17 protein-coding genes and 1 pseudogene are annotated in these 25413 nt (G+C 54.4%); 15 read left to right on the top strand and 3 right to left on the bottom strand.

Annotated elements, in window-relative coordinates; translation table 11 throughout:
- Window positions 1-3: 3 nt before the first annotated feature.
- The 12 genes from cysD to rpoS all read left to right on the top strand — a co-directional run bounded on the left by cysD (window position 4) and on the right by rpoS (window position 9834).
- The gene (cysD, locus tag UC15_RS06785) at window positions 4-912 is read left to right on the top strand and encodes a sulfate adenylyltransferase subunit CysD (protein ID WP_112287719.1); all 909 of its coding nucleotides are present in this window, start codon (window positions 4-6) and stop codon (window positions 910-912) included.
- 13 nt (window positions 913-925) lie between these two features.
- On the top strand, window positions 926-2353 hold the full coding sequence (cysN, locus tag UC15_RS06780; RefSeq protein ID WP_112287718.1) for a sulfate adenylyltransferase subunit CysN: 1428 nt from the start codon (window positions 926-928) through the stop codon (window positions 2351-2353).
- Window position 2354: 1 nt separating this feature from the next.
- Window positions 2355-2978: an adenylyl-sulfate kinase gene (cysC, locus tag UC15_RS06775; RefSeq protein WP_112287717.1), complete on the top strand. Its 624-nt coding sequence runs from the start codon at window positions 2355-2357 to the stop codon at window positions 2976-2978.
- A 59-nt stretch (window positions 2979-3037) separates the two neighbouring features.
- On the top strand, window positions 3038-3418 hold the full coding sequence (locus UC15_RS06770) for a DUF3561 family protein (protein ID WP_112287716.1): 381 nt from the start codon (window positions 3038-3040) through the stop codon (window positions 3416-3418).
- A 167-nt stretch (window positions 3419-3585) separates the two neighbouring features.
- A complete protein-coding gene (gene ftsB, locus UC15_RS06765; protein ID WP_112287715.1) occupies window positions 3586-3906 on the top strand; it encodes a cell division protein FtsB in 321 nt (106 codons plus the stop codon).
- A gap of 2 nt (window positions 3907-3908) precedes the next feature.
- Window positions 3909-4628 carry a 2-C-methyl-D-erythritol 4-phosphate cytidylyltransferase gene (gene ispD / locus UC15_RS06760; protein ID WP_112287714.1) on the top strand — a complete coding sequence of 240 codons (720 nt, stop codon included), beginning with the start codon at window positions 3909-3911 and terminating at the stop codon, window positions 4626-4628.
- Window positions 4628-5101 (top strand): 2-C-methyl-D-erythritol 2,4-cyclodiphosphate synthase, encoded by a 474-nt coding sequence (gene ispF, locus UC15_RS06755; protein ID WP_015695903.1) that lies wholly within the window; start codon window positions 4628-4630, stop codon window positions 5099-5101. The genes ispD and ispF overlap by 1 nt, the downstream gene beginning before the upstream one ends.
- Window positions 5102-5123: 22 nt before the next feature.
- On the top strand, window positions 5124-6170 hold the full coding sequence (gene truD / locus UC15_RS06750; RefSeq protein WP_165353181.1) for a tRNA pseudouridine(13) synthase TruD: 1047 nt from the start codon (window positions 5124-5126) through the stop codon (window positions 6168-6170).
- A complete protein-coding gene (gene surE, locus UC15_RS06745; RefSeq protein WP_198659673.1) occupies window positions 6151-6915 on the top strand; it encodes a 5'/3'-nucleotidase SurE in 765 nt (254 codons plus the stop codon). Before truD ends, surE begins: the two co-directional genes overlap by 20 nt.
- The gene (locus UC15_RS06740; protein ID WP_112287713.1) at window positions 6905-7531 is read left to right on the top strand and encodes a protein-L-isoaspartate(D-aspartate) O-methyltransferase; all 627 of its coding nucleotides are present in this window, start codon (window positions 6905-6907) and stop codon (window positions 7529-7531) included. The genes surE and UC15_RS06740 overlap by 11 nt, the downstream gene beginning before the upstream one ends.
- A gap of 242 nt (window positions 7532-7773) precedes the next feature.
- A complete protein-coding gene (nlpD, locus tag UC15_RS06735; RefSeq protein ID WP_112287712.1) occupies window positions 7774-8796 on the top strand; it encodes a murein hydrolase activator NlpD in 1023 nt (340 codons plus the stop codon).
- Between the two features lie 51 nt (window positions 8797-8847).
- On the top strand, window positions 8848-9834 hold the full coding sequence (rpoS, locus tag UC15_RS06730; protein ID WP_112287711.1) for an RNA polymerase sigma factor RpoS: 987 nt from the start codon (window positions 8848-8850) through the stop codon (window positions 9832-9834).
- Window positions 9835-9945: 111 nt separating this feature from the next.
- On the opposite strand, the pseudogene mutS reads toward rpoS, so the two are convergent.
- A pseudogene (mutS, locus tag UC15_RS06725) lies at window positions 9946-12500 on the bottom strand (DNA mismatch repair protein MutS).
- Between the two features lie 423 nt (window positions 12501-12923).
- Here mutS and UC15_RS06720 point away from each other — a divergent pair.
- The 3 genes from UC15_RS06720 to UC15_RS06710 all read left to right on the top strand — a co-directional run bounded on the left by UC15_RS06720 (window position 12924) and on the right by UC15_RS06710 (window position 20292).
- Window positions 12924-15584: a hypothetical protein gene (locus UC15_RS06720; protein WP_112287710.1), complete on the top strand. Its 2661-nt coding sequence runs from the start codon at window positions 12924-12926 to the stop codon at window positions 15582-15584.
- Between the two features lie 487 nt (window positions 15585-16071).
- Window positions 16072-16689, top strand: coding sequence for a response regulator transcription factor (locus UC15_RS06715; protein ID WP_112287709.1), 618 nt, complete (start codon window positions 16072-16074; stop codon window positions 16687-16689).
- Between the two features lie 51 nt (window positions 16690-16740).
- Window positions 16741-20292 (top strand): transporter substrate-binding domain-containing protein, encoded by a 3552-nt coding sequence (locus UC15_RS06710; RefSeq protein ID WP_232829830.1) that lies wholly within the window; start codon window positions 16741-16743, stop codon window positions 20290-20292.
- Between the two features lie 16 nt (window positions 20293-20308).
- Here UC15_RS06710 and UC15_RS06705 read toward each other — a convergent pair whose 3' ends face one another.
- Both UC15_RS06705 and UC15_RS06700 read right to left on the bottom strand, forming a co-directional pair.
- Window positions 20309-22444: a virulence factor SrfC family protein gene (locus tag UC15_RS06705; protein WP_112287707.1), complete on the bottom strand. Its 2136-nt coding sequence runs from the start codon at window positions 22442-22444 to the stop codon at window positions 20309-20311.
- Complete coding sequence (locus UC15_RS06700) at window positions 22441-25413, bottom strand: virulence factor SrfB (protein WP_112287706.1); 2973 nt, start codon at window positions 25411-25413, stop codon at window positions 22441-22443. The genes UC15_RS06705 and UC15_RS06700 overlap by 4 nt, the downstream gene beginning before the upstream one ends.

Below are 25413 nucleotides of genomic sequence, written 5' to 3'. Positions count from 1 at the left end.
GTTATGGACGAAAAACGACTGACTCATTTGCGGCAACTGGAGGCGGAGAGTATCCATATCATCCGTGAAGTGGCTGCTGAATTCGCCAACCCGGTGATGATGTATTCCATCGGGAAAGACTCCTCGGTGATGCTGCATCTGGCACGCAAAGCCTTTTTCCCGGGCACCTTGCCGTTCCCGCTGCTGCACGTGGATACCGGCTGGAAATTCCGTGAAATGTACGAATTCCGTGACCGCACGGCGAAGAACTACGGTTTCGAGCTGATTGTGCATAAGAACCCGGAAGGCGTGGCGATGGGCATTAACCCGTTCGTTCACGGCAGCGCCAAACACACCGATATCATGAAAACCGAAGGGCTGAAGCAGGCGCTGAGCAAACACGGTTTTGATGCGGCTTTCGGCGGTGCTCGTCGTGACGAAGAAAAATCCCGCGCCAAAGAGCGTATTTATTCCTTCCGCGACCGCTTCCACCGCTGGGATCCAAAAAACCAGCGCCCTGAGCTGTGGCACAACTACAACGGCCAGATCAACAAAGGCGAAAGCATCCGCGTGTTCCCGCTCTCCAACTGGACTGAGCTGGATATCTGGCAGTACATCTATCTGGAAAACATCGAGATCGTTCCGCTGTATCTGGCCGCACCGCGTCCGGTGCTGGAGCGCGACGGTATGCTGCTGATGGTGGATGACGATCGTATTGATCTGCAACCGGGCGAAGTGATCGAGAAGAAAATGGTGCGTTTCCGCACGTTAGGTTGCTGGCCGCTGACCGGTGCCGTCGAATCCGAAGCGCAATCGCTGCCGGAGATCATCGAAGAAATGCTGGTGTCGACCACCAGTGAACGTCAGGGACGCGCGATCGACCGTGATCAGGCCGGTTCGATGGAACTGAAAAAGCGTCAAGGGTACTTCTGAGGAGCCGCAGCTAATGAATAACGCAATTGCACAACAAATCGCGGAGCAGGGCGGCGTCGAAGCTTACCTGCACGCTCAGCAACACAAAAGCCTGCTGCGCTTTCTGACTTGTGGCAGCGTCGATGACGGTAAAAGTACCTTGATCGGACGTCTGCTGCATGACACCCGTCAGATCTACGAAGATCAGCTGTCTTCTTTGCACAACGACAGCAAGCGCCACGGCACGCAGGGCGAGAAACTGGATCTGGCTTTGCTGGTAGACGGCCTGCAGGCTGAACGCGAGCAGGGCATTACCATCGACGTGGCTTACCGTTACTTCTCCACCGAGAAACGTAAGTTTATTATCGCCGACACGCCGGGTCATGAGCAGTACACCCGTAATATGGCGACCGGTGCATCGACCTGTGATCTGGCGATCTTACTGATCGACGCCCGTAAAGGCGTGCTGGATCAAACCCGCCGCCACAGCTTTATTGCGACATTGCTCGGGATCCGCCATCTGGTAGTGGCCGTCAACAAAATGGATCTGGTGGATTACAGCGAAACAGTTTACGAGCAGTTTAAACAGGATTATCTGGATTTCGCTCAGCAACTGCCGACCGATCTGGACATCAAATTTGTGCCGCTTTCTGCGCTGGAAGGCGATAACGTCGCCACGCCAGGCGAGAAAATGAGCTGGTACACCGGCCCGACGCTGCTCGACGTGCTGGAAACGGTCAACATCATCAACATCCGTGAACAGCAGCCGATGCGTTTCCCGGTGCAATATGTGAACCGTCCGAACCTCGATTTTCGCGGTTATGCCGGTACGCTGGCATCCGGCTCCGTGCGTGTCGGTCAGAAAATTAAAGTGCTGCCTTCAGGTGTGGAATCCACCGTGGCGCGCATTGTGACGTTCGATGGCGATTTGCAGGAAGCCTGGGCTGGTGAGGCGATTACGCTGGTGCTGGCCGATGAACGCGATATCAGCCGTGGCGACACGCTGGTGGATGCACAAGAAACCGTTAAGCCGGTGCAGAACGCCAAAGTTGACGTGGTGTGGATGGCGGAGCAGCCACTGAGTGTCGGCCAGAGTTACGACATCAAAGTCGGCGGCAAGAAAGCCCGTGCGCGGGTGGAAAACATCGAATATCAGGTGGAAATCAACTCGCTGACGCAGCGTGTGGTGGAAAACCTGCCGCTCAACGGCATCGGCCTGGTCGAACTGGCCTTTGACGAACCGCTGGTGCTGGATAACTACCAGAGTAATGCGGTCACCGGTGGCATGATCTTTATTGATCGCCTGACTAACGTCACCGTCGGTGCCGGTCTGGTGCGCGAAGCGGTTGAACAGGTTTATCAGGAATCCGATAAATACAGCGCGTTTGAGCTGGAACTGAACAGTCTGGTGCGTCGTCACTTCCCGCACTGGGGCGCGCGCGACCTGCTGGGTGGCAAATAAGATGGCGTCACAAGACAGCACTTTGTTAAAAGATGAGAATGTTGTCTGGCATCCGCACGCGGTTACGCGTGCAGATCGCGAGAAACAGCATGGCCATCGCGGTGCCGTATTGTGGTTCACCGGGCTTTCGGGTTCGGGGAAATCCACCGTCGCTGGCGCGCTGGAGCAGGCGCTGCATGCGCAGGGCGTCAGCACGTATCTGCTCGATGGCGATAACGTCCGCCACGGGTTGTGCCGTGATCTGGGCTTCACTGACGATGACCGTCGTGAAAACATCCGTCGCGTGGGTGAAGTGGCAAAACTGATGGTGGATGCCGGACAGGTCGTGCTGACTGCGTTTATCTCGCCGCACCGCGCCGAGCGTGACATGGTGCGTGATTTGCTGGAAGACGGTCAGTTTATCGAAGTGTTTGTAGATACGCCGCTGGCTATCTGTGAGGCGCGGGATCCGAAAGGTTTGTACAAGAAAGCCCGGGCGGGTGAACTGAAAAACTTCACCGGTATTGACTCCGAATATCAGCCGCCACAGACCCCGGATGTGCATCTTGATGGTGAACAATTGGTAACACATTTGGTCCCTCAATTATTAGATGTGATGCGCCAGCGCGCTATTATCAATCCCTGAATGTTGCCGGCCAAACGCCACAGAGCGTGCCGGTTTACACTGAAATACAGGGATCACCTATGCAGGCTTTACTCAGCAGACTTGTCAGCCGGATCCGCGTGGATCGTACCGGGGAAATCAGCCCCCGGACACGCGTGCTGGTGCCGGCAACCCACAGCTCAGACAACGAAGATCCTTCCTACTCCATGCAGGGCGGATTCATCGGGTTTGTTTTCTACTGGCTGGCGTTTGCGATCCCTTTTCTGGTTTATGGTTCCAACACCCTGTTTTTCCTGCTCTACACCTGGCCGTTCTTTCTGGCGCTGATGCCGGTTTCCGTCCTGATAGGCATTGCGTTCAGCACGTTCTTTGGCGGTGGCTGGTTTAAAGCCTCTCTGGCCAGCGCGGTCTGCGTTATCGGCATGTTCTGGACAGTCTTCTCTTTTCTGTCTGGCTGGTGACTTTTCCTGGCGGTTTTCCCTGCAAATTCTCTTCACGATGTAACCCATTGTGTCATTCTCACCCTTAATTGCGTGCGTAAGTCTGATTCTCACCGGCATTTACCCTGCCACAGTGGAGTCAGAGGGAAAGTTGTGGGATGATTGTCCGGCTTTTTTAGGGGGCGGGGATGGGCAAACTAACACTGCTTTTACTGATTTTACTTGGCTGGCTACAGTATTCGCTGTGGCTGGGTAAGAATGGTATTCACGATTATGTTCGTGTAAACGATGACGTTCAGGTGCAGCAAGGTAATAACGGCAAACTGAAATCACGTAATGATCAACTTTTCGCAGAAATCGACGATTTAAACGGCGGTCAGGAAGCGATCGAAGAACGCGCACGCAACGAACTGGGCATGATTAAACCCGGCGAGACTTTCTATCGTCTGGTGCCTGACAACAAACGTGCGCCGGGCAGCACCGTTTCGCAAAACAACCTGAATCAATAGCCATGAGTCATACCGCAGTTTCCCTTCCAGAGGTCATTGCCGTGTTACCGGCTGCCGGAATTGGCAGCCGTATGCAGGCAGAATGCCCCAAGCAATACCTTTCTGTTGGCGGTAAAACGCTGATAGAACATTCCATTCGCGCTTTGCTGCAAAGCGGCAGAGTCAGCCAGGTTATCGTGGCGTTAAGCCCGTACGACACGCAGTTCGCCGAACTTCCCATTGCACGTGATCCGCGGATCCGCGTGGTGGCCGGCGGGGCTGAACGCGCTGAATCGGTTATGGCCGGACTGGACGTCGCCGGTGACCGTGGCTGGGTGCTGGTGCATGACGCCGCACGCCCGTGTTTGCATCCCGATGACCTCAGTAATTTGCTGGCGATTTCCGCCACCAGCAAAGTCGGTGGGATCCTCGCCGCCCCGGTGCGTGACACCATGAAACGCGGCGAACCCGGTGTCGCGGCAATTGCGCATACTGTCGATCGTCAGGATCTCTGGCACGCGCTGACGCCACAATTTTTCCCGCTCGAATTACTGAAAACCTGCCTGCGCCGTGCCCTTAATGAAGGTGCAGTGGTCACAGATGAAGCTTCTGCAATGGAATATTGCGGGTTTCATCCTATGCTGATCCCGGCACGGGCCGATAATATTAAAGTCACCCGGCCCGAAGATCTGGCGCTGGCAGAATTCTATTTAACCCGCTTATCCCAGGAGGAGAACGCATAATGCGTATCGGTCACGGTTTTGATGTACATAAGTTTGGCGGCGAAGGCCCGCTGGTGATCGGTGGTGTGCGTATCCCTTATCCGCAGGGTTTACTGGCGCATTCTGACGGCGATGTCGCGCTGCACGCGGCCACTGACGCACTGCTCGGTGCTGCTGCGCTGGGTGACATCGGCAAATTGTTCCCGGACACCGATCCGGCATTCAAAGGCGCTGACAGCCGTGAACTGCTGCGTGAAGCTTATCGCCGTATCCGTGCGAAGGGCTACAAGCTGGGCAATCTGGATATCACCATCATTGCACAGGCACCGAAAATGGCGCCGCACATCCCGCAGATGCGCGTGTTTCTGGCTGAAGATTTGCAGTGCCATATGGATGACGTCAACGTTAAAGCCACCACCACTGAACAGCTGGGCTTTACCGGTCGCGGCGAAGGTATCGCCTGCGAAGCCGTTGCCCTGCTGATTAAGGAATGATGTTGTGGAAGATTACCGCATGATAGATATGTCACGTCTCACCTGGTTACTGGGCGAACCTGTTGCCACCGGCCAGCTGAAAGCCAATCCGGAAGACTTTATCGTCGAAGAGGATCTGGGCTTTGAGCCTGACGGAGAAGGTGAACATCTGTTGGTGCGGATCCGCAAAAATGGCTGCAACACCCAATTTGTTGCCGAGCAGCTGGCGCGGTTTGCCAAAGTGCATCCGCGCGACGTCAGTTATGCCGGTCTCAAGGACCGTCATGCAGTCACCGAACAATGGTTTTGCCTGCATCTGCCGGGCAAGGCTGATCCAGATTTAAGCCAGTTTGACCTCGAAGGCTGCGAAGTGGTCCGCGCCTCACGTCATCGCAAAAAAATGCGTATCGGCACGCTGAAAGGTAATGCGTTTACACTGGTGCTGCGCCAGATAAGCGATATCGCGGATGTTGAAGCACGTTTGGAAAAAATCACCCAACAGGGCGTACCGAACTATTTCGGCACCCAGCGCTTTGGTCGTGGCGGCAATAATCTGGTGCAGGCGAAACGCTGGGCAACCAACGAAGCCCGTCCGAAAGAACGCGCCAAGCGCAGCTTCTATCTTTCCGCCAGCCGCAGCGCGATGTTCAATATCGTCGCCAGCCAGCGACTGGCCGATGGCACCGTGCGTCAGCCGATGCTTGGCGATGCCCTGCAACTGAGCGGACGCGGCAGCTGGTTTGTGGCAAAAGCCGAAGAGTTTGAATCGCTGCAACCTCGTGTTGAAAGCGGTGAACTGCTGGTGACGGCACCTTTACCCGGTGACGGCCCGCTTGGCACGCTGGAAGACGCCGAAGCGTTCGAGCAAACCTGTCTCAGCGATCAGACAGATTTGCTATCACTGCTCAAACGTGAACGGGTGGAACCTGCGCGTCGTGCCATTATGCTGCAACCTTTGCAGATGCAATGGCAGCGCTGGGATGACGTCACTCTGGAACTCAAATTCTGGTTACCGGCCGGCAGTTATGCCACCAGCGTGGTGCGTGAACTGATGAATCTGGATGAAACTGATGCGGATATTACTGAGTAACGACGACGGCGTACTGGCTCCGGGCATACAGGCGCTGGCGTCCGCGCTGCGTGAGTTTGCCGACGTGAAGCTGGTGGCCCCTGACCGTAACCGCAGCGGCGCATCAAACGCGCTGACGCTGGACGGCCCGTTGCGTATTCAGTCTTACCCCAACGGCGATACTGCCGTAATTAATGGTACGCCGACCGACTGTGTGTATGTTGGCGTCAATACGCTGATGCGTCCGAAGCCGGATATCGTGGTCTCCGGCATTAACGCCGGACCGAATCTGGGCGACGACGTGATTTACTCCGGCACCGTTGCTGCCGCCATGGAAGGCCGTCATCTGGGCTTTCCTGCGCTGGCGGTCTCGCTGGACGGTCATCAGCATTACGACACGGCGGCGATCATCACTTGTCGTATTCTCAGGGCGCTGGCGCGTGAGCCTTTGCGTACTGGCAAAATTCTGAATATTAACGTCCCGGATCTGCCGCTTTCGCAGATTAAAGGGATCAAAGTGACGCGTTGCGGTAGCCGTCACCCGGCTGAGCAGGTATTTTGTCAGCAGGATCCGCGTGGTCAGGACTTGTACTGGATTGGTCCGCCGGGCGATAAATTTGATGTCGCACCTGACACTGATTTTGCCGCTGTCGCGCAAGGTTATGTTTCAGTGACGCCACTTCAGGTGGATTTAACTGCCTATGCGGCTCAGGATGTCGTGGTCTCATGGTTGGAAAAGGCCGGGGTGAGCGCGAATGGTGAATAAGCCGATGTACAACCTGCTGGAACAGCTGCGCCAGCAGGGCATTCATGATGAAAAACTGCTGCATGCCATTGAATCCGTGCCGCGAGAGCGGTTCGTCGATGAGGCATTTCAGCATAAAGCTTACGAAAACACTGCGTTGCCGATTGGTTCCGGCCAGACCATTTCTCAGCCCTATACGGTGGCGAGAATGACTGAGCTGCTGCGCCTTGAGCCGTCTTCACGTGTGCTGGAAATTGGCACCGGTTCGGGCTATCAGACCGCGATTCTGGCGCATCTGGTGGAGCATGTTTTCTCGGTCGAGCGCATCAAGGGATTGCAGTGGCAGGCGAAAAGACGCCTCAAGCAACTCGATTTGCATAACGTCTCCACCCGTCATGGTGACGGCTGGCAGGGCTGGCCTTCGCGCGGTCCGTTTGACGCCATTATTGTCACCGCCGCCCCCCCTGAAATACCTCAAGATTTACTGCAACAACTCGATGATGGCGGCGTTTTAATTCTGCCCGTGGGCGAAGAAAATCAGACACTGCAACGGGTCACCCGTCGTGGTGATGAGTTTGTCGCCGAAAACATCGAAGCCGTTCGTTTTGTTCCGCTGGTGAAAGGCGAACTTGCCTGAAACCGGCGCTGTGCAGGTGCCTTCAGGACTAACCCCTTAAAATTTAAATACAACTGTTATATGGTGCTGTACTGGCGATGTTGATAGCATCCACTACAGTTTTTTATGGCACAGCGGCATTCGGGCAACGTCCTGAATGCGCATGTTGCCTGCCCGCACCGTGTCAGGTGACACGAAAAGCGCCAGCTGGCGCGGTGTGCGCGGTTAAAGAGATATTCTGAGATTGCCGTAACGGGGGAAATATGAGCACGGGAAGCCCAATAAAAACACTAAGCCGCATTGCAGTGTGTACTTTTATCAGTGCCTGGATGGCGGGATGTTCGAACAATTCAACGACATCTGCACCTATCAGCAGCGTTAATGGCGGCGGAAACAGTGGCAACAGTAGTCAGAATACTCTGAATTCCAATCCGCAAATGGCACCCGCCGTGGGGCCTGGCGGACACATTGTGTACAACCGCAGCTATAACTCCATCCCTAAAGGAAGTTACAGCGGCAGCACCTATCAGGTGAAGCGTGGCGACACCCTGTTCTACATTGCGTGGATCACCGGCAATGACTTCCGTGACCTGGCCGCGCGCAACAATATCCCTGCGCCATACAGCCTAGAAGTCGGGCAGACAGTCCAGATAAATAACGTCTCTTCTGCGGCCAGTACCAGCAGCGCACCAGTGGTTACCGATGCCACAAATGGCGGTGTTCCGAAAGTACCAACCGGAGGAATGCTTGCAGGTTCTGTGGTTGCATCTCAACCAACTACCACGTATTCTGATTCTTCTGGTAAACAGAATGTAGGTAAGATGTTGCCTTCATCAGGTGCAGTTACTACCACCACAACACCTGTTGCTGTAGCCAGCACTCCCGTCGCCACGTCAACAAATAATGGCGGTCCGGTTTCCTCCTGGAAATGGCCGACTGACGGGAAAATTATCGATAATTTCTCAGCTTCTGAAGGGGGAAATAAGGGGATCGATATTGCTGGTTCGCGTGGACAATCTGTCGTAGCAACCGCCTCGGGGCGTGTGGTTTACGCGGGTAATGCTCTTCGCGGTTACGGTAATCTGATCATCATTAAACACAATGATGATTACCTGAGCGCCTATGCACATAACGATACAATGCTGGTCCGGGAACAACAAGAAGTGCAGGCGGGACAAAAAATAGCGACTATGGGTAGCACCGGAACCAGTTCAGTAAGATTGCATTTTGAAATTCGTTACAAGGGGAAATCCGTAAACCCGCTGCGTTATCTTCCGCAGCGATAAATCGGGGCAGAGCATTGATTCTGCCCTCGGGACCACGGGTAGGAGCAGCTTATGAGTCAGAATACGCTGAAAGTTAACGAGTTACATGATGATGTAGATTTCGATGAGAACAGCGCTGAAGCCTTTGACGAGAAAGCATTAGTCGAAGAGACTGCCGACAACGATGCTGAAGAAGAATTGTTGTCGCAGGCTGTAAGCCAAAGAGTGCTGGACGCCACTCAACTGTACCTCGGTGAAATCGGTTATTCCCCTCTGCTTACCGCAGAAGAGGAAGTTTATTTCGCACGACGCGCGCTGCGGGGAGATGTTCCTTCCCGCCGCCGTATGATTGAAAGTAACCTGCGTTTGGTGGTTAAGATTGCCCGCCGCTACAGTAATCGCGGTCTGGCACTGCTGGATTTGATCGAGGAAGGTAACCTGGGTCTGATCCGTGCGGTTGAAAAATTCGACCCTGAGCGCGGTTTCCGTTTCTCCACCTATGCAACATGGTGGATCCGTCAGACAATCGAACGGGCGATCATGAATCAAACCCGTACTATTCGTCTGCCGATTCACATCGTTAAAGAACTGAACGTTTACCTGCGTACTGCACGTGAACTTGCACATAAACTGGACCATGAACCGAGCGCTGAAGAGATTGCTGAGCAACTCGACAAGCCGGTACATGACGTCAGCCGTATGTTGCGCCTGAATGAACGCATTACTTCTGTAGATACCCCATTGGGTGGTGACTCAGAGAAAGCGTTGTTAGATATTCTGGCGGATGAAAAAGACAACGGCCCGGAAGACACCACACAAGACGACGATATGAAACAGAGTATCGTGAAGTGGTTATTCGAGTTGAATGCAAAACAGCGTGAAGTACTGGCGCGTCGTTTCGGCCTGTTGGGCTATGAAGCGGCAACGCTGGAAGATGTAGGCCGCGAAATTGGCCTGACACGTGAACGTGTTCGTCAGATTCAGGTAGAAGGTTTGCGTCGCCTGCGTGAAATCCTGCAGGGGCAAGGCCTGAGCATTGAAGCATTGTTCCGCGAATAAACAACGCGTCAGACAGTGACTGCATCATGCAGTATCTGTAAGAACGGAAAATAAAAACGGTGGGTTAATCCCCACCGTTTTTTTATGCCCGCTGATCAGGCCAGCAGACGCTTACATCATATCTTTCAGACGATAGATCCATTCCAGCGCCTGACGTGGCGACAACGAATCCGCATCGAGAGCCTCCAGGGCTTCCACCGCCGGAGACACTTCTTCGGTCAGTAATGCCAGCTGCGGACCATCAACTTTGCTGGCAGCGGCGTTGTTCGACAACGTTTCCAGCTCTTTCAGTTTCTGGCGCGCACGCTTAATCACATCACGCGGAACACCGGCCAGTGCAGCCACAGCCAGACCGTAGCTTTTGCTGGCCGCGCCGTCCTGCACGCTGTGCATAAAGGCAATGGTGTCGCCGTGTTCGATAGCATCCAGATGCACGTTGACCGTGCCTTCCATTTTTTCCGGCAGGGTGGTCAGCTCGAAATAATGGGTGGCGAACAACGTCATGGCTTTAATACGACTGGCGAGGTTTTCCGCGCACGCCCAGGCCAGTGACAGACCATCGTAGGTTGACGTCCCGCGTCCGATTTCATCCATCAGCACCAGACTGTTTTCGGTCGCGTTGTGCAGGATATTCGCCGTCTCGGTCATTTCCACCATGAAGGTCGATCGCCCGGAAGCCAGATCGTCCGCTGCACCGACGCGGGTGAAGATGCGATCCACCGGCCCGATGACGCAGTCTCAGCGGGAACATAGCTGCCGATATGCGCCATCAGAACAATCAGTGCCGCCTGACGCATATAGGTACTTTTACCGCCCATGTTTGGACCGGTGATGATCAGCATCCGTCGCGCCGGAGACATGTTCAGCGGGTTGGAGATAAAGGGTTCGCTCAGCACCTGCTCAACCACAGGATGGCGACCGCCGGTAATATTAATACCCGGCTTTTCACTCATGGTCGGGCAAGCGTAATTGAGCGTGTAAGCACGTTCCGCCAGATTGCTCAGCACATCCAGCTCGGCCAGCGCGCTGGCGCTTTGCTGCAACGCAGACAGATGCGGCATCAGCAGGTCGAACAGCTCTTCATACAGCGCTTTTTCCAGAGACAGCGCCTTACCTTTGGAGGTCAGTACTTTGTCTTCGTATTCTTTCAGCTCAGGAATGATGTAGCGCTCGGCATTTTTCAGCGTCTGGCGACGGACGTAATGAATCGGCACCAGATGGCTCTGACCGCGGCTGACCTGAATGTAATAACCGTGAACGCCGTTGAAACCGACTTTCAGCGTATCCAGCCCCAGCTTTTCACGTTCGCGGATCTCCAGACGATCGAGATAATCCGTCGCGCCGTCTGCCAGCGCACGCCATTCATCCAGCTCAGCGTTGTAGCCCGGCGCGATTACGCCACCGTCACGCACCAGAACCGGCGGGCTTTCGATCACGGCGCGTTCGAGCAGTTCCACCAGTTCGGTAAAGTCACCGGTTTGCTCCACCAGCGTTTTCACATGAGCGGCTTCGGTTCCCTGCAAGATCTCACGGATTTCCGGCAGTTGCTGCATGGCATGACGCATTCGGGCCAGGTCACGCGGACGTGCGCTGCGCAGTGCCAGACGTGCCAGAATACGCTCGAGGTCGCCGACCTGACGCAGCACCGGCTGTAAATCGGCGGTGATATCCTGCAACGCACCAATCGCCTGCTGACGATGCGTCAGCAGTTTGATATCGCGGCTCGGCATGTGGATCCAGCGTTTGAGCATACGGCTGCCCATCGGCGTCACCGCCTGATCAAGCACCGCGGCCAGCGTGTTTTCGACGCCACCGGCCAGATTTTGCGTCAGCTCCAGATTACGGCGGGTAGCCGCATCCATAATAATGCCGTCCTGCTGGCGTTCCATGGTGACACCACGGATATGCGGCAGGGCAGTGCGCTGGGTATCTTTCACGTATTGCAGCAGACAACCGGCAGCACGCAGCGCCTGAGCCGCCTGCTCAACGCCAAAGCCGCTTAAATCGCGGGTACCAAATTGCAGATTGAGCTGCTGCTTCGCGGTTTCCAGCTCAAATTCCCACATCGGACGGCGACGCAATCCGCGACGGGAAGAGATAAGCTGCATGGCTTCAAAGCTTTCCGGATACAGCAATTCCGCCGGATTGGTACGCTGCAATTCCGCCGCCATGGTTTCCAGATCGTCGGGCTGAGCCACACGGAAACGGCCGGAGCTGATATCCAGCGTCGCATACCCAAATCCACGGCCGTCCTGCCAGATAGCCGCCAGCAGATTGTCATGGCGCTCGCTCAGCAACGCTTCATCGCTGACGGTGCCGGGCGTGACAATACGCACGACTTTACGCTCAACCGGCCCTTTGCTCAGCGCCGGGTCGCCAATCTGTTCGGCGATCGCGACGGATTCACCGAGCTGCACCAGTTTCGCCAGATAGCCTTCCACCGCATGATAAGGCACGCCGGCCATCGGGATCGGCTCACCGGCAGAAGCACCGCGTTTGGTCAGGGAGATGTCCATCAGCTGCGATGCGCGTTTCGCATCGTCATAAAACAGTTCGTAGAAGTCGCCCATGCGATAGAACAGCAGAACCTCCGGGTTCTCTGCTTTGAGACGCAGATACTGCTGCATCATCGGCGTGTGGGCATCCAGGTTTACATTATTTGTCATAGACTTAATCTTTTTAATCCATTTTTCGACGCGATGGGTTTAAGGATTTTTTCTGTTGCGTATCTTAGCCCAGCGGGCAAGAAGCTGTCACAACTAAAACTGGAAAGCATCGCGCAAAGCTGACATGTAACATGCCCTTCATTTGCAGAGCGTAGCGTTTTGTGAATTTGAGCATGTCGATATGGCGTATTAATACCTTTTTTATTTTTTATGAGAATAATAATAACAGGCATGATAATCATAAAATTGTGCCGTTATATTAATGCGATTGTTGTCAGGTGATATTAATAATAACAACTGCATAAAATGAATTAAGTGTGGCGATGAATGTTTTACTCCTCTGCTAGGGTGATGGCTGTTCCCGGATGACCTTATTAATACGGGATTTTTCACACTGTTTACCCATCTTTGCGGAGAAGTATTATGCAATTGCAATTCAAATTAAACATGACCAACGATGCGTGGTATCCCACTCTCGATTTGAATGAAATTAAATCAACGTCAGGCAGCGCGGTTGATATTAAAGAAAAGTTAGTGATCGTATTTTCAGCACCGGGGAAAATCACTGCCGGTGATATTAACGTCGAAACTAATCCGTGGAAACCACTCGGTATTAAGGTGGAATCAACAGACGTCGGCGGCGGAATTTTCGATGTCAAAGTGATCGTCGAACCTACTGACGGTCAGCCTGTCGGCGACGCCATTCAGAAAATCCATATGGGGCTGAACGTCTCTTCTGCCGATTCGCCTGCCTGGTCTGATTTCCGTGAAACCTTTGCGCTGGCCGCAGACGAAGAGCCGGGTGTGACCGGTGAGCTGTCAGTCAGTTGCCCGCCGCTGCCCGCCGGATTAAAAAATACCGCAGTCGAACTGCGTCTGGTACGCGGCGACAAGACTCTGTGTGTTTTGCCGGGGTTTGGTCACGTGTCTACCTTCTCCGTCAACGCCGGGAATTACACTGTCATTGCGACAGATTTAAGCACGGATGACGGCACGATCCGTGTTCCTGTTAATATTGGTCAGGCAGAAATCACCATTGATAAAGGCCGCACCACGTCGCTGGCCATCACCTTCGGCGCAGTGGACCGCAGTACGACCATTGATGTTGCCCTGAATTTCTCAGGTCTTGCCGGTTTACGAGATGAAGAACTGACGCTGATTTGCAGCGAGAATGGCACGGATAAACTGAGCCTGCCGGTACGTTCCGGCCAGCAATATCGTCTGGAACATTTACCTGTTTCAGGCCGGTTTGAAATCCGCCTCGCCGATTTACGTCTGAACAATGTTCATTATCTGTTTGATGATTACGACGGTCAGTTCGACGGTCAGTATCACAGCATTAATTACACCCAGGCACAGGTCAGCCAGCGTGGCGATTCACAGTCCAATGCGGCGAAGCTGACGGTCAGTGTGAAGGCAGATGCTGCGGTCAGTAAATCCCTGACCCTGCGACTGACGGACAATTCCGTTACGCCACGTCAGTACCGCTTTGATGCGATTGCCGCGCAAAATGGCAACATTGAGCAGGCGGTTCTGGTTGCGCCGGGTGCTTATACCGTGGTTTCCGACACCTTTATTCTCGATGGCGTCGTGCATTACGTGGATGTCAGCCCTCAGCCTTTACTGGTCAGCGCGAATGCACCGGCACAGCTGAATGTGGCGGTAGTGAAAGGGGCGAATCTGCGCGTGAAAGGTTTCCCTGAGTACCTCACCTTTGGTGCCTGCGCCAATATGGTACCGACTAACGTGGATGATTTTGCCGCGGCGCGCGTCTCTTCAATTTTCAAATATTCCGGTGATGACGGCATGGGCGATGCGGGCGATTATCTGTCACCGTCTAAAGAACCGACGCTGCAAATTATTAAAATGGCGCGGGACGTTTCCGCCAAACTGAATGAACCCGTGCTGCCGCTGATGGTGTCTTATACCTGTAACTTATCACTGGGCGATGTCACGAATATTATTGCCGATCCGGTTCGCCATAAATTCAGCTTCGCCAACTTTATTCAGTCGTTGCAAATGTCGCAGTCCCAGAAGGATGCCGAACATCCGGTGCCAGCCGGATATATTGTCAATCCGGATTATCTCGGCGAATGCCAGAAATACGGTTTCCTGCCGACGTATGAAATTCCGGTACGTCAGCCTCTGACCGAAGCACTGGCCCATCACAACGTCAATGTGCAGGTTCCTGCGGGCATTACCAATACCCTGAAAGGTTATATCCGTGCGGTGAACTGGCTGACGCGGGTGGTTGCGCCAGACGTTGTACTCGGCTGGCAGGTTAACCTGTGGGGCGTCGCCGGTTCGCAGTGGGTTTACAAAGATTTCGTCTATGACGATGTGTTTGATGCCGCTGACCTGCAACATGAAAAAATGACGGTTGATCCGTTCACTGCGGGCAGACTGACGGCGCAATATGCCTTGCTGGTCGGCGTGTTTGATGACATCGAGTATATCCGTGCCGACGGTTCGCCTGATGTGGCGAAGGGCGCTGATTTTATGGCGGCAGACCGTTACGAAGCCGATGACTTCACTATTCGTTCGTATGCCAATGGTTATTGTTATTCTCCATACGAATGGGAACGCACTTTTGATTTCTGCGCTTCATTAAGCCGTCACCTGCGTCAACCGGTTCTGCCATGGCAGGTTCCGGCCAGCCATCTGCCGACGTCTGCTGATGATGTTAATGCCGATTTCAACACCCAGAACTGGGGCAGCGGCGGCAGCTACCTGATGGGGCATTCTGAAATCGGGACCTCGGTGGATGCGATCCATGAACGCCTGCTGGCGCTGAAATTCGATGCGGCTTATGCATCAATGATGGGTAACGACACCCGTGAACTGTTCTCACGTCATTCATGGGATCTGTCCACGCCGAAGTATCTGGATTTCCCGTCACGCGGTATTTTCCATGTCCACTTAGGTGGCGGTGCGACGACCGGTGTGATCAGCGGTGTGGGCGATGCCAGCAGCTGGATGCGCAACAAACTGAAAGCCTATCGTGATAATCCGGTGAAATTTGAGGAAAGCAGTGCGCTAAAATCAGGCAGCCAGTGGCGTTCCAAAACGCCGACGGTGAAGTAACCACGCAGTACTTTTAACGCGGGCGGGTCCGGTACAGCGGGCCCGCCACTTCCGGTACCGGTGACAGTTTTTTGCTGTTGAACCGGTTTTTTTTTACCACAAAGCCAGCACCTGCGGGCCATCCGCTGTCACCGTTAATCCTTCGGGATATTGCACCGAGTGAAAATGTAACTAAGCCGTTAAGCTACGTGAACAGAAATGTACACAGAATCCTCCCCGAAGCGTAAAATGACGCGGCTGCACGGGTTTTTTATCGGATTAAAGGTGTGCATTGGCAGCAGTAACTCTTCAGTGGTTCCCGTTTTCCGTTTCGGAATGAAGGGTTGAGATTTGATGAGTTTACAGGTATTCCCGCTGTTTTCTTTATCCCCGGATCCGCCTCCTTCCTGACATGAAAAGCCCTGATAAAATTCAATGAGTAATTTCTCTGATCCTTTGGGATTTTGCCGTGTTGAACATTTTCCAAACCCGTTGGCGAGGCTACCTAGTGCGTAAAGCAATTATTGTTGATGACCATCCTTTCATTCTGGCAACGGTCAGGATGCTGGTCATCAATGCTGGATTTCAGGTTGTCGCTGAGTGTGACAACGGTATTGAGGCCTTACAGCAATGCGAGTCACTGCAACCTGATTTGCTTGTGCTGGATTTAGGCATTCCCGGACTGGGCGGACTGGAGGTGATCCGCCACTTACGCGAGCGTAAAAACGCCTGCAAAATCGTCGTGCTGACCTCCCAAAACAGCGAGCAGTTCACCTTGCCCTGCATCCAGGCGGGAGCGTCCGGTTATGTGTCGAAGAACGATAACCTTTCGATGCTGACGGACGTCATCAATGCCGTGATGTCGGGTTATTCATTATTTCCGCAAGTCTCTGCCGCCACCGGCGAAACGACGGCAGCGGGGACGGAGAAACTGGCCCGTCTGTCGCACCGTGAAATGCTGGTGATGAAATACCTCATCAACGGCCTGAGTAACAAAGAAATCGCTGAAACATTGTCACTGAGCGAGAAGACCATCAGCACCTATAAAACCCGGTTATACACCAAGTTAAATGTCAGCAATTTACTCGAACTGGCTGACGTCGCCAGCCATTATGAGAATACGTAAATGCGCCTTTTGGGCTGGTTAATCTTAAGCGTATTGCTCTGCACACAGGCAATGGCTGCCGCAGTTTATACCGCCACGCTCCACGGGCAATATAAAGGCCCTGCCCCGGTTGTTTCACTCAGCAGCGCACAGCAGAAGTGGTTGCAGCAGAAAGGGCAGCTCACGATGGGGATTACCGAACCGGGCTACCCGCCTTTCGATATCATCAATTTTGAAAATGATTATATTGGTATCACCGCCGACTATGCTTCACTGATCTCCACCGCGCTGCACATCCCGGTGACGGTGAAAGTTTTTGGCTCACGTCAGGAGGCGATGGCGGCGCTGGCGCGCAATGAACTCGACTTTCTCGGCACATCGAATGGCTTCGATCAGATAGACAAAAACCTCGTGTTATCTAAGGCTTATGCTGAAGACAATCCGGTCTTCGCCAGACGTTCTGACATTCCTGTCCGGCACAGTGAAAATCTGAACGGCGTCTCAGTGGCGATGGTGTACAACTATTTGCCTTCTCAGTGGATACTTGAAGCCTATCCCGACATTAAGCTGAAAATGTATCCCTCCAACTTCAGTGCGATGGGGTCAGTCTCCTTCGGGCAAAACGATCTCTTTCTTGGCGATAACATCAGTGCTGAATTTCTTTCGGGGCGACGAGTGTTCAATAACATCACCATTGAACGCAGAGCCACCCTGCCAAAGACCCAGTTCGCTTTTGCGCTAAACCACGAGAATAAAACTCTTTTATCGCTATTGAATGCGGTCATTCAGGCCGTCACTCCCGAACAGCGGCAGAAGATCCTTAATCACTGGGGCGTTAAGCCGCAGATGATTGATAAAGACAATACGGTTCTTTTCGATGAAAAAGAGCTGGCGTGGCGCGATAACCATCGGGTTTTACGGGTTGCCCTTGAAGATACCAATGAGCCTTACTCATTTTTTGCCGCAGGCGGCGAACCTTACGGGATCAATGCGGATGTACTGAAAGAAGTGGCGAAAATCAGCGGGTTCCGGCTGGTCTGGCATAAGGTCGGGAACGGTGCTCAGGCAAGAGAATTGCTGGAGCACGGTGATGTCGATCTTGCGGTGTCGGTCACCGATAACCTGCAACCGCCGCCGCCGGGCATCCGTTATTCCCCTACTTTTTATCGTGACAGCTACGTGGTTTCCAGCCGCTTAGACAGCAATATCAATATTGATGACATCGGGGATAAACCTTTACGGGTCGCGGTAGTAGACAAAGATCCCATCCTGAAAGTGATTAAAAATGAGTATCCGCAAATGGTGCCGGTGATCAGTGAAGACGCCATAGCCGCTTTTCGTATGCTCGGGGCGAAAAAGGTCGACATCGTGGTAGTTTCACTGGCGGAGTCGGTGTTCATGATTGATAACTTCTACAAAAACCGGTTCAAAATCGACTCCGTGTTTACCAATCAGTCACTGCGCCTGAGCATTGCCATGGCTGATAACAGGCCAGAATTGCTGGCAATTATCACTAAGGCACTGTCCTCTATCCCGCCGGCAAGAATGAGCGAACTGGGCAATCACTGGCGCGGTCAGACGGTCATCGAACGAAACTTCTGGAATAAAGAACGCCAGCAACTTCTGTACGGACTCCTGTTGCTGGTTGTTTTCCTCATCATCCTGCTGGGTTGGGTTTACTGGCTGCGTAACCTGATAAAGCAGCGGGATAAGGCCGAATCAAAGCTTAACGATCAGCTGACTTTCATGCGGGACCTGATTGATGGAACGCCGCTGCCTATTTACGTGCGCGACTGCAACGGTAAATTGCTCTTGTGCAATACCAGCTACTATCAGCAACTGAATATTCCAGAGAATACCGTGCTGGGTAAAACGGTCTTTGATATGCAGAATTTGCAGGATATGAACGGAGGATGGGCCGAGGAACTCGAAGAAACCTATCTGCAGGTGATTGAAACGGGAGAAAGCATTATCAGTGACCGGATCCTGCGGCTCGCCCAAAATGATTACCGCATTATTCACCACTGGATCATGCCTTACCGGACCGGAAAGGGTGAGATTATCGGCGTCATCGGCGGCTGGTATGACATCAGCGAACGTCACAAAAGTATGGAGCGTTTGCAGACCGATAAAGATCAGGCCGTGCAGGCCAGCGAAGCAAAATCAACCTTCCTGACCACCATGAGCCACGAAATCCGCACGCCGATGAACGTCATTATCGGGATGCTGGAACTGGCGGTGAAAAAAGCCGATGCAGGCATTGTTGATAAATACTCCCTGAATATTGCGTCGGGTGAAGCGCAGGGTTTACTGGCGCTGATTGGGGATATTCTCGATATTGAACGTGCTGAAAGCGGCTACCTTTCGCTGAACCTGCAACCGGAAAATATCGGTCAGCTCATCTCCTCCCTGTGCCGGTTATTCGAAGCGCTGGCGCGACGTAAGGGACTGGAATTCAGTTTAGACACCGCCGGAACGCTGGATTATGGCGTACTGATAGATCCTCTGAGATTTAAACAGATCATCTCCAACCTGCTCAGCAATGCGCTGAAATTCACCGAACAGGGCAAAATCACTGTCCGTGCGGCAGCCCATGTGGAAAGCGCACAGCGCCTGCAACTGACGATAACGATTACCGACACCGGTATCGGCGTTTCAAACGAAGACTGCAGGAAACTGTTCTCCCGCTTCTCACGTGCGTCCAATAATAAACTGTCGTCTCAGCAAAGCTCTGGGCTGGGTTTGCTGATTTGCAAAACGTTGAGCGAAATGATGGGCGGTACGCTGACGCTGGAAAGCCAGCCAGGGCAAGGCACTTCTGCGGTCGTGATATTGCCATTACAGCGCAGTTCGCTGCCACAATCAGAAAGCCTGCCAGCGACCGCCACAGAAATTCATGCATTGCGGCGGGTGCTGATTGTCGATGATTACGCGGCCAACCGGGAAGTGCTGACGTTCCAGCTGAACTCACTAGGGCATCACGTGACGGCAGCCGCTGACGGCAGCGAAGGGCTGGCGGCGTGGCGGCGCGCAGATTTCGACTTCGTGATCACCGATTGCAGTATGCCGGTGATGGATGGCTATGAACTGACCCGCCAGATCCGCCGGGAAGAAAGCACACAGAATAGATTGCCGGTAAAAATAATCGGGTTAACGGCAAACGCCGTCAATGACGAACGGCAGAAATGCCTCGATGCCGGTATGGATAAGTGTCTGTTTAAACCCGTGACACTGGCGATGCTGGCCGCGCTTTTTGAGACTCAAATTGAACCGGAAGACGTACCGTCTGATGATGAAAATGAGGTGGATTTAAGCGGGCTGGTCGCGCTGACAAATAACGATCCCGGTAAACTTCATCCTCTTTTACAGACGTTTATTTCCGGTATTCATCAGGACAGACAACAACTTGAGACCGCGTCGGCCTCCGGCGATAGTCAGGCGCTGGCGGCCATTGCTCACCGCATCCGCGGTGGTGCTGAGATGATCAACGCGCAGGCCGTCATTGATGCCTGCGATACATTGGAAATTGTGAGTGAGAATGAGGAAAACGGCGACGATGCCGTCAGTGAGTTGCTCGCCGCCCTTGAAACCTTGTCTGCCAGACTGAAAAGGCACATGAGTTAAAACGGCGGCTGCGGATTTATGCGGTCAGCAACCGGCGCAGTGAACTTCTGTGTTTTTCATCCAGCCCGTCAGCCATTTCCCACTGCGTGTTTTCTGCTGCGCGGGTCAGCAGGGCGACCAGCCAGTCGAAAATGTAGCGGGCATTACCCTGTATCACGTCATCGCCGAGGCTATCCGGACGCATTCCGGCACTGGCCTGCGCAGCAGGCGCAAAAATCGGTGCGCCCTTATTAATGCGGCTCTGCGGGCGCTGCCCGGCATCCGCCAGGTCGTAACCCAGCCAGCTGACAAAATCATTGACGACATTCCCCGCCTGAGTGACAGCCAGTGCGGCTTCGCCATGTTGCTGTGCCAGCGTCGTTTCCAGCGTATCAGCCAGTCCAAGGCGATAAGCCGTGGTGATCAGCGTGTCGCACAGTGTCTGAAGCTGAGTGGCGTCCAGCCCCGCGGCACCGGCAGTGGCCTGATTATGGCCAAGCTGAGTCACATGATTCACCCACAGGGCGAAAACGTCTGCCGCAAAGCTGTCCTGCTGATGTGCTGTATCGGGAGCGGTGTCAGCGTCGTCAAACAAATCGACACTCATCATCAGCGCAGAAGGCTGCCCGGTATTTTTCTGCTGCTGTTGCTGCCAGCACTGATAAAGCGCGTCGCGTGGCAACATCAGCCGGTCAATCAGATCACCTTGTTTTGCCGCCTGAGATTGCAGGGCGCGGATCATCATTTCAGTACGCTGACCCGGTTGTTCATTTTCCGGCGAGATAAAGCGGCGGAACTGCGCGGCAATCCGCTGATGCAGACTCTCCTGCAAGGCGCGAAGCCGGTCCTCTCTCGATACGCCGTTGACTGCCGCCGACAGCCATTCGATCAGACAAGCGATATCGCGCTGATCGAGTGCCTGTAATGTGCCCCAGCGTTTTCCCGATTGCGTGATGTAACGCTGCACGGCGGCGTCGGTGTGATTGCCACGGGTAAAGCGCAGGTCAAAAGGCGTGATCGCCCAGACCAGACGCGGAAGCGTGCTTTGGGTCTGTGGCTGAGTTTCCTCCACCCAACTTTCCAGCATACGTGCCACCGGGCTCAGACTCTGGCTTTCGGCGACGGCGTTGCAGATAAGCACCGTATCGGGTTGCAGGCATTCCTGATAGCGGGGGAGCTGCCCGGCGGGGATGTCCAGAATATCGACGCCAGTCAGTGAAGAAGGCTGGCTCAGCGTGAAAGTGATTTCGGCACACAGGCTGACCAAATCCTGCTGCGGAATGCTCAGCCGTGTCAGCCTGTTTTCATCACGCAGCGGACAGACAATCACGTCGTTATTCAGCTCTGCGGTATTTTCCGCTGCGGGAACCAGGAAACCGGGGTTTGGCAACAGCATGTTATCGACGACCAGACTGAGCGGGGCCAGAACCTGTGTCACTCCGCCTAAATTCTGCAACCTGCGTGCCTGCTGCTGCCACTGCGAACTCAGTGCCGGGTGTTCTCCCCACAGAGTGGAAAGCAATATTGCCCGGTCGGCCAGATCCAGCCAGGGAACCAGTTCAGCCATCTGCCAGACCAGCGCATCATCCAGATGATACGTGCTTCGAACCGACTGATGATAACAGCGGACGACGGATGAAAATTGTCCGCAGGTCATGCCCGGAATTTCACGCGGCTGGCGGCGCAGTTTCAGCTCATTCAGTCTGGCAGTGATGGCGCTGCGGGACAGAATGCGCGGCTGGCGGGAAGCCTGATACTGGCGAATCAGCCGCTGTGCCAGTTCGCTTTCGCAAAACAGCGTCAGCAGCAGCGGAAAGTTTTCCACTCCGGATGTCACGCCATCGGTGAAACGAACGGCCATCGAAGGCGGAAGATTATCGGGATTAATATGGCGCAGATAATCGAGCGTGTTTTCACCCAGCTGCACATAAACCTCGTCACTCCCTCCGGCGGCAATCATTTTTAGCATGTGGTGTTTACCGGCAACGGAGCTGCCGTAAAACCCCAGCGTCAGCGGTGCATTGTTCAGAGAAACGATTTGCTGCTGGCGCTGCTGCAATTGCATTAACCGCGCCAGCAGGCCGTCCGCTTCCCGATCCAGACGCGGGGAATGCGCGCGGGTGTCGTTTACCCATTCAGTGAGTTGATTAAGCATGGCGTCTGACTGGCTCATTTTAGGTATACGTTCCCGCTGTCGATCCAATAGTGATTTTCGCCGTTATAACTGCTGGCGAGCGTGTTCAGTTTCAGGCTTACCGCCCCTTCCGGCAGCGGACTGCCGTCCTGCATTGTGGCGTGCGCCAGAGAGAAGCCGCCGTTTTGCTGATCGTATTGCAGCCGCACCTGCAAAATGCCGTCTCCCGCAATACGTTTTGCCAGCGCCGGCGTGTTGATTTTCAGCTGATACAGCGGTGTCGCCGGCCAGCGTGTATCAGCCAGCTGGCGGAACCCCAGACAAATATCGCCACGCACCGGGAAAGTCAGGTTTTCATCCAGCCGGGCTGTCGGGCAGTCAAGATCCACCTGCGCATACCAGACGTTTTCTGCATTCAGGGTCTGATTACCCTCTAACACGCCCAGATAGCGGATGGTGGAATAAGCCTGTATATCGGCGGTTTTAAAGTTGAAACCCGGCAGGCGTAAATCCATCGCCAGACTGCAAAGCATCGCACCCAGCGCCGCGGTGGATTTGGGATTCACCACCCGCCCCTGCTGGCCGAAAGGGAAACGTTCATGGATCTGATAACTGTCCAGCCAGACAATACGGTTGACCGGCACCGGCTGCTGATAACGCAGTAACGCCTGAACACCCGGAAAACAGGAAGGGCGACCGGTAACCAGCAGCACATCACAGCAGTAATGGTTAATCACTTCGCACAACGACTGAAGCGGTGCCGTCAGGCTGAAGCGCCCGGTGAGCAGGGCTTCTTTGAGCGATGCCAGTTCCACCAGCAGCGGGACGTCCAGCACATCTAAAGGCTGCGCATCTGCGGGCAGCAGTGGCTGGATGGTCTGATGGATATAATTGATCACATTCTGCGTCGGCTGGCGGGGGATCAGCTCACCGAACCGGCCTTCAAACAGCGCGCCGTTATCATGCGGATCGCTGTTTTCCCAGCTGGCGAGAATGGCGTGACCGAGAGGAATAAACAGCTGCAATGTCACCTGCTGGCGCAGCGTGGCGCGACTTCCGTCGAGGGCGGCATCGCCGAACAGCTTATTCATGACGCGCGCGGCATCAGTCACTCCGGCTTTTTGCAGGGTATTTTCCAGTGCCGGAAGAATGCAGTGGCGGATCACATCCAGCAGAATGTCGTCCCCGGCAATTTTGAACCCTTCACGGAACAGCAGATTTGGCGTGATTTTGACATTGCTTCCCGCGCCGTCGTCGAGCTGATACTGGGTGATCGCCATATCCGTGGTGCCGCCGCCGATATCCACAGACGCCACGCGCAGGGTGCGTCCCTGCGGTTCATCACTGGCAAGCTGCCGGTCAGGGCGCGCAAGGCTTTGGAAAAACACCTCCGCCTGACCGGCATAATTATTGATGACTTCGTTATACAACCAGACCAGCTGGCCACAGGTGGCTTCGTCCCATTCCATTTGTACTTTTGGTAAAGGAACCACGGTGGCGCGGCTGCCGGAACCGGGCAGCAAATCGTCATCTTTGGGCTGCCAGCCGAGGGATTTCCAGACCAGTTTTACCGCTTCCTGCACCCGCTGGCGGAAAATCTCCCGCTCCTGTTTGGGCATGGCGGAAGGCAGCGTCAGGACGATATCGCGCAGCTGGCGCGGGGCGTGAGTCAGCCCCATGCTCTGACGGTGGCCGACGCTGTTGATTTGCGCCAGTGCCTGAGCCAGCAGCTCACACAGCATGATCGTCATCAGCGAACTGCGGCTGTAGTTGGGCGAAAACACCGGCAGACGTTCCTCCGGTGGCAGGCTGTACAAGGGCTGCCCGTCATCATTCATCAGATTCATCAGCGGTAACGCGATGGCACGAGGCTCACGCGGCGTTTTACCCGTCAGCTGACTGAAGCGCCACGCCTGATCCGAGGGGGCATCATCCCACAGATAACGGCGCGGGCTGGAAATCCCGCTGGCACCTTCGGTTCCCAGACGGCGCGTTGCCAGCAGGCGCGCTTCATCGCCCACGCGGGCAAAAGACGGCCAGACGAACGCCTCATCGCGGCCACTTTCCATTGAAAAATGGTGTTTGCCAAATTTGGCTTCGTTGAATTCCAGACGGCTGGTAAACAACGGTTCGCTGATGAGTTGCGGCTCCGTCAGTGAGCGGATTTGCAGCTCGGCGCTTTGCTGTAATCCGGCATTTTTCGGGCCATGATCTTCAAGGATCACACCGCAGGTATGCGTGTTGCCCACATCAAGGATCAAGTCCACCGGAACCGGCGCATTGCTCAGGGTTTCCGTGACGATCTGAACTTCCGGGATCTCGAGCTGGGTACCGAGCATTTCGAGAATATTGAGGAAGTGTGCCTGATACTCGAAGGCTTTCATGGCGTTACTGATATCACCCGCGCTGCGCTTTTCCTGATTGGTGGCATAGTGAACAAACACTTCACGCAACCAGCCATCGACCCAGGTTTCATCCAGAAACTCACTGATTTCATGATTGTGCCACGCCAGTGCAAAGCGGCTGCCGTCGCGTACATCACGGGTGGTGAGAGCCAGCTTTGCGGTGGCGCTGTCATCGGCGTGAACTTTGGTGTCGAACGCAATACACAAACGCAGGGTGTTACCGGCTTCATCCGGCGCGGGCAGGCGTTTAATCTGCACGCGCGCCCAGTTCGCAGGGCTGTTAGTGAATACGCGCGGCGGACTAAAACGCATAAAAGGCAGCGGCAGCCAGACGTTATCCATCACCTGCAAAGAATGTTCCAGAGAAACCGTCATCTCCGGGCGGACAAGTTCCGGCTCGCCGCCGTTTTCAGCGGGCAGGGTGAATCGCTCAGACAGCGTATCGTAGCTGAGACGCAGCAGCGGGCCATTGACGCTGTGGCGCACAAAGCGACCCGCGTGCGGGCTTGCGCCCACAGGATTCAGACCGAAATCCAGAAACTGCACGCTGCTGTTCTGGATGAGCGTAACGGCCGGTTTGAAGTCGATAAGAGTTGCCAGCAT

Source organism: Rahnella sp. AN3-3W3, from assembly GCF_003263545.1.
GTDB classification, from domain to species: domain Bacteria; phylum Pseudomonadota; class Gammaproteobacteria; order Enterobacterales; family Enterobacteriaceae; genus Rahnella; species Rahnella variigena.
The sequence above is the reverse complement of the archived record's forward strand: the minus strand, read 5'-3'. Positions and strand labels throughout refer to the sequence as shown.

Bases quoted from the DNA above. Each gene is read 5' to 3' on its own strand.
- ftsB (WP_112287715.1), top strand. From the start codon at position 3,586: ATGGGCAAACTAACACTGCTTTTACTGATTTTACTTGGCTGGCTACAG.
- nlpD (WP_112287712.1), top strand. From the start codon at position 7,774: ATGAGCACGGGAAGCCCAATAAAAACACTAAGCCGCATTGCAGTGTGT.
- cysC (WP_112287717.1), top strand. From the start codon at position 2,355: ATGGCGTCACAAGACAGCACTTTGTTAAAAGATGAGAATGTTGTCTGG.
- UC15_RS06720 (WP_112287710.1), top strand. From the start codon at position 12,924: ATGCAATTGCAATTCAAATTAAACATGACCAACGATGCGTGGTATCCC.
- UC15_RS06770 (WP_112287716.1), top strand. From the start codon at position 3,038: ATGCAGGCTTTACTCAGCAGACTTGTCAGCCGGATCCGCGTGGATCGT.
- surE (WP_198659673.1), top strand. From the start codon at position 6,151: ATGCGGATATTACTGAGTAACGACGACGGCGTACTGGCTCCGGGCATA.
- cysN (WP_112287718.1), top strand. From the start codon at position 926: ATGAATAACGCAATTGCACAACAAATCGCGGAGCAGGGCGGCGTCGAA.
- UC15_RS06740 (WP_112287713.1), top strand. From the start codon at position 6,905: ATGGTGAATAAGCCGATGTACAACCTGCTGGAACAGCTGCGCCAGCAG.
- ispF (WP_015695903.1), top strand. From the start codon at position 4,628: ATGCGTATCGGTCACGGTTTTGATGTACATAAGTTTGGCGGCGAAGGC.
- rpoS (WP_112287711.1), top strand. From the start codon at position 8,848: ATGAGTCAGAATACGCTGAAAGTTAACGAGTTACATGATGATGTAGAT.
- UC15_RS06705 (WP_112287707.1), bottom strand. From the start codon at position 22,444: ATGAGCCAGTCAGACGCCATGCTTAATCAACTCACTGAATGGGTAAAC.
- cysD (WP_112287719.1), top strand. From the start codon at position 4: ATGGACGAAAAACGACTGACTCATTTGCGGCAACTGGAGGCGGAGAGT.
- UC15_RS06700 (WP_112287706.1), bottom strand. From the start codon at position 25,413: ATGCTGGCAACTCTTATCGACTTCAAACCGGCCGTTACGCTCATCCAG.
- ispD (WP_112287714.1), top strand. From the start codon at position 3,909: ATGAGTCATACCGCAGTTTCCCTTCCAGAGGTCATTGCCGTGTTACCG.
- UC15_RS06710 (WP_232829830.1), top strand. From the start codon at position 16,741: ATGGCTGCCGCAGTTTATACCGCCACGCTCCACGGGCAATATAAAGGC.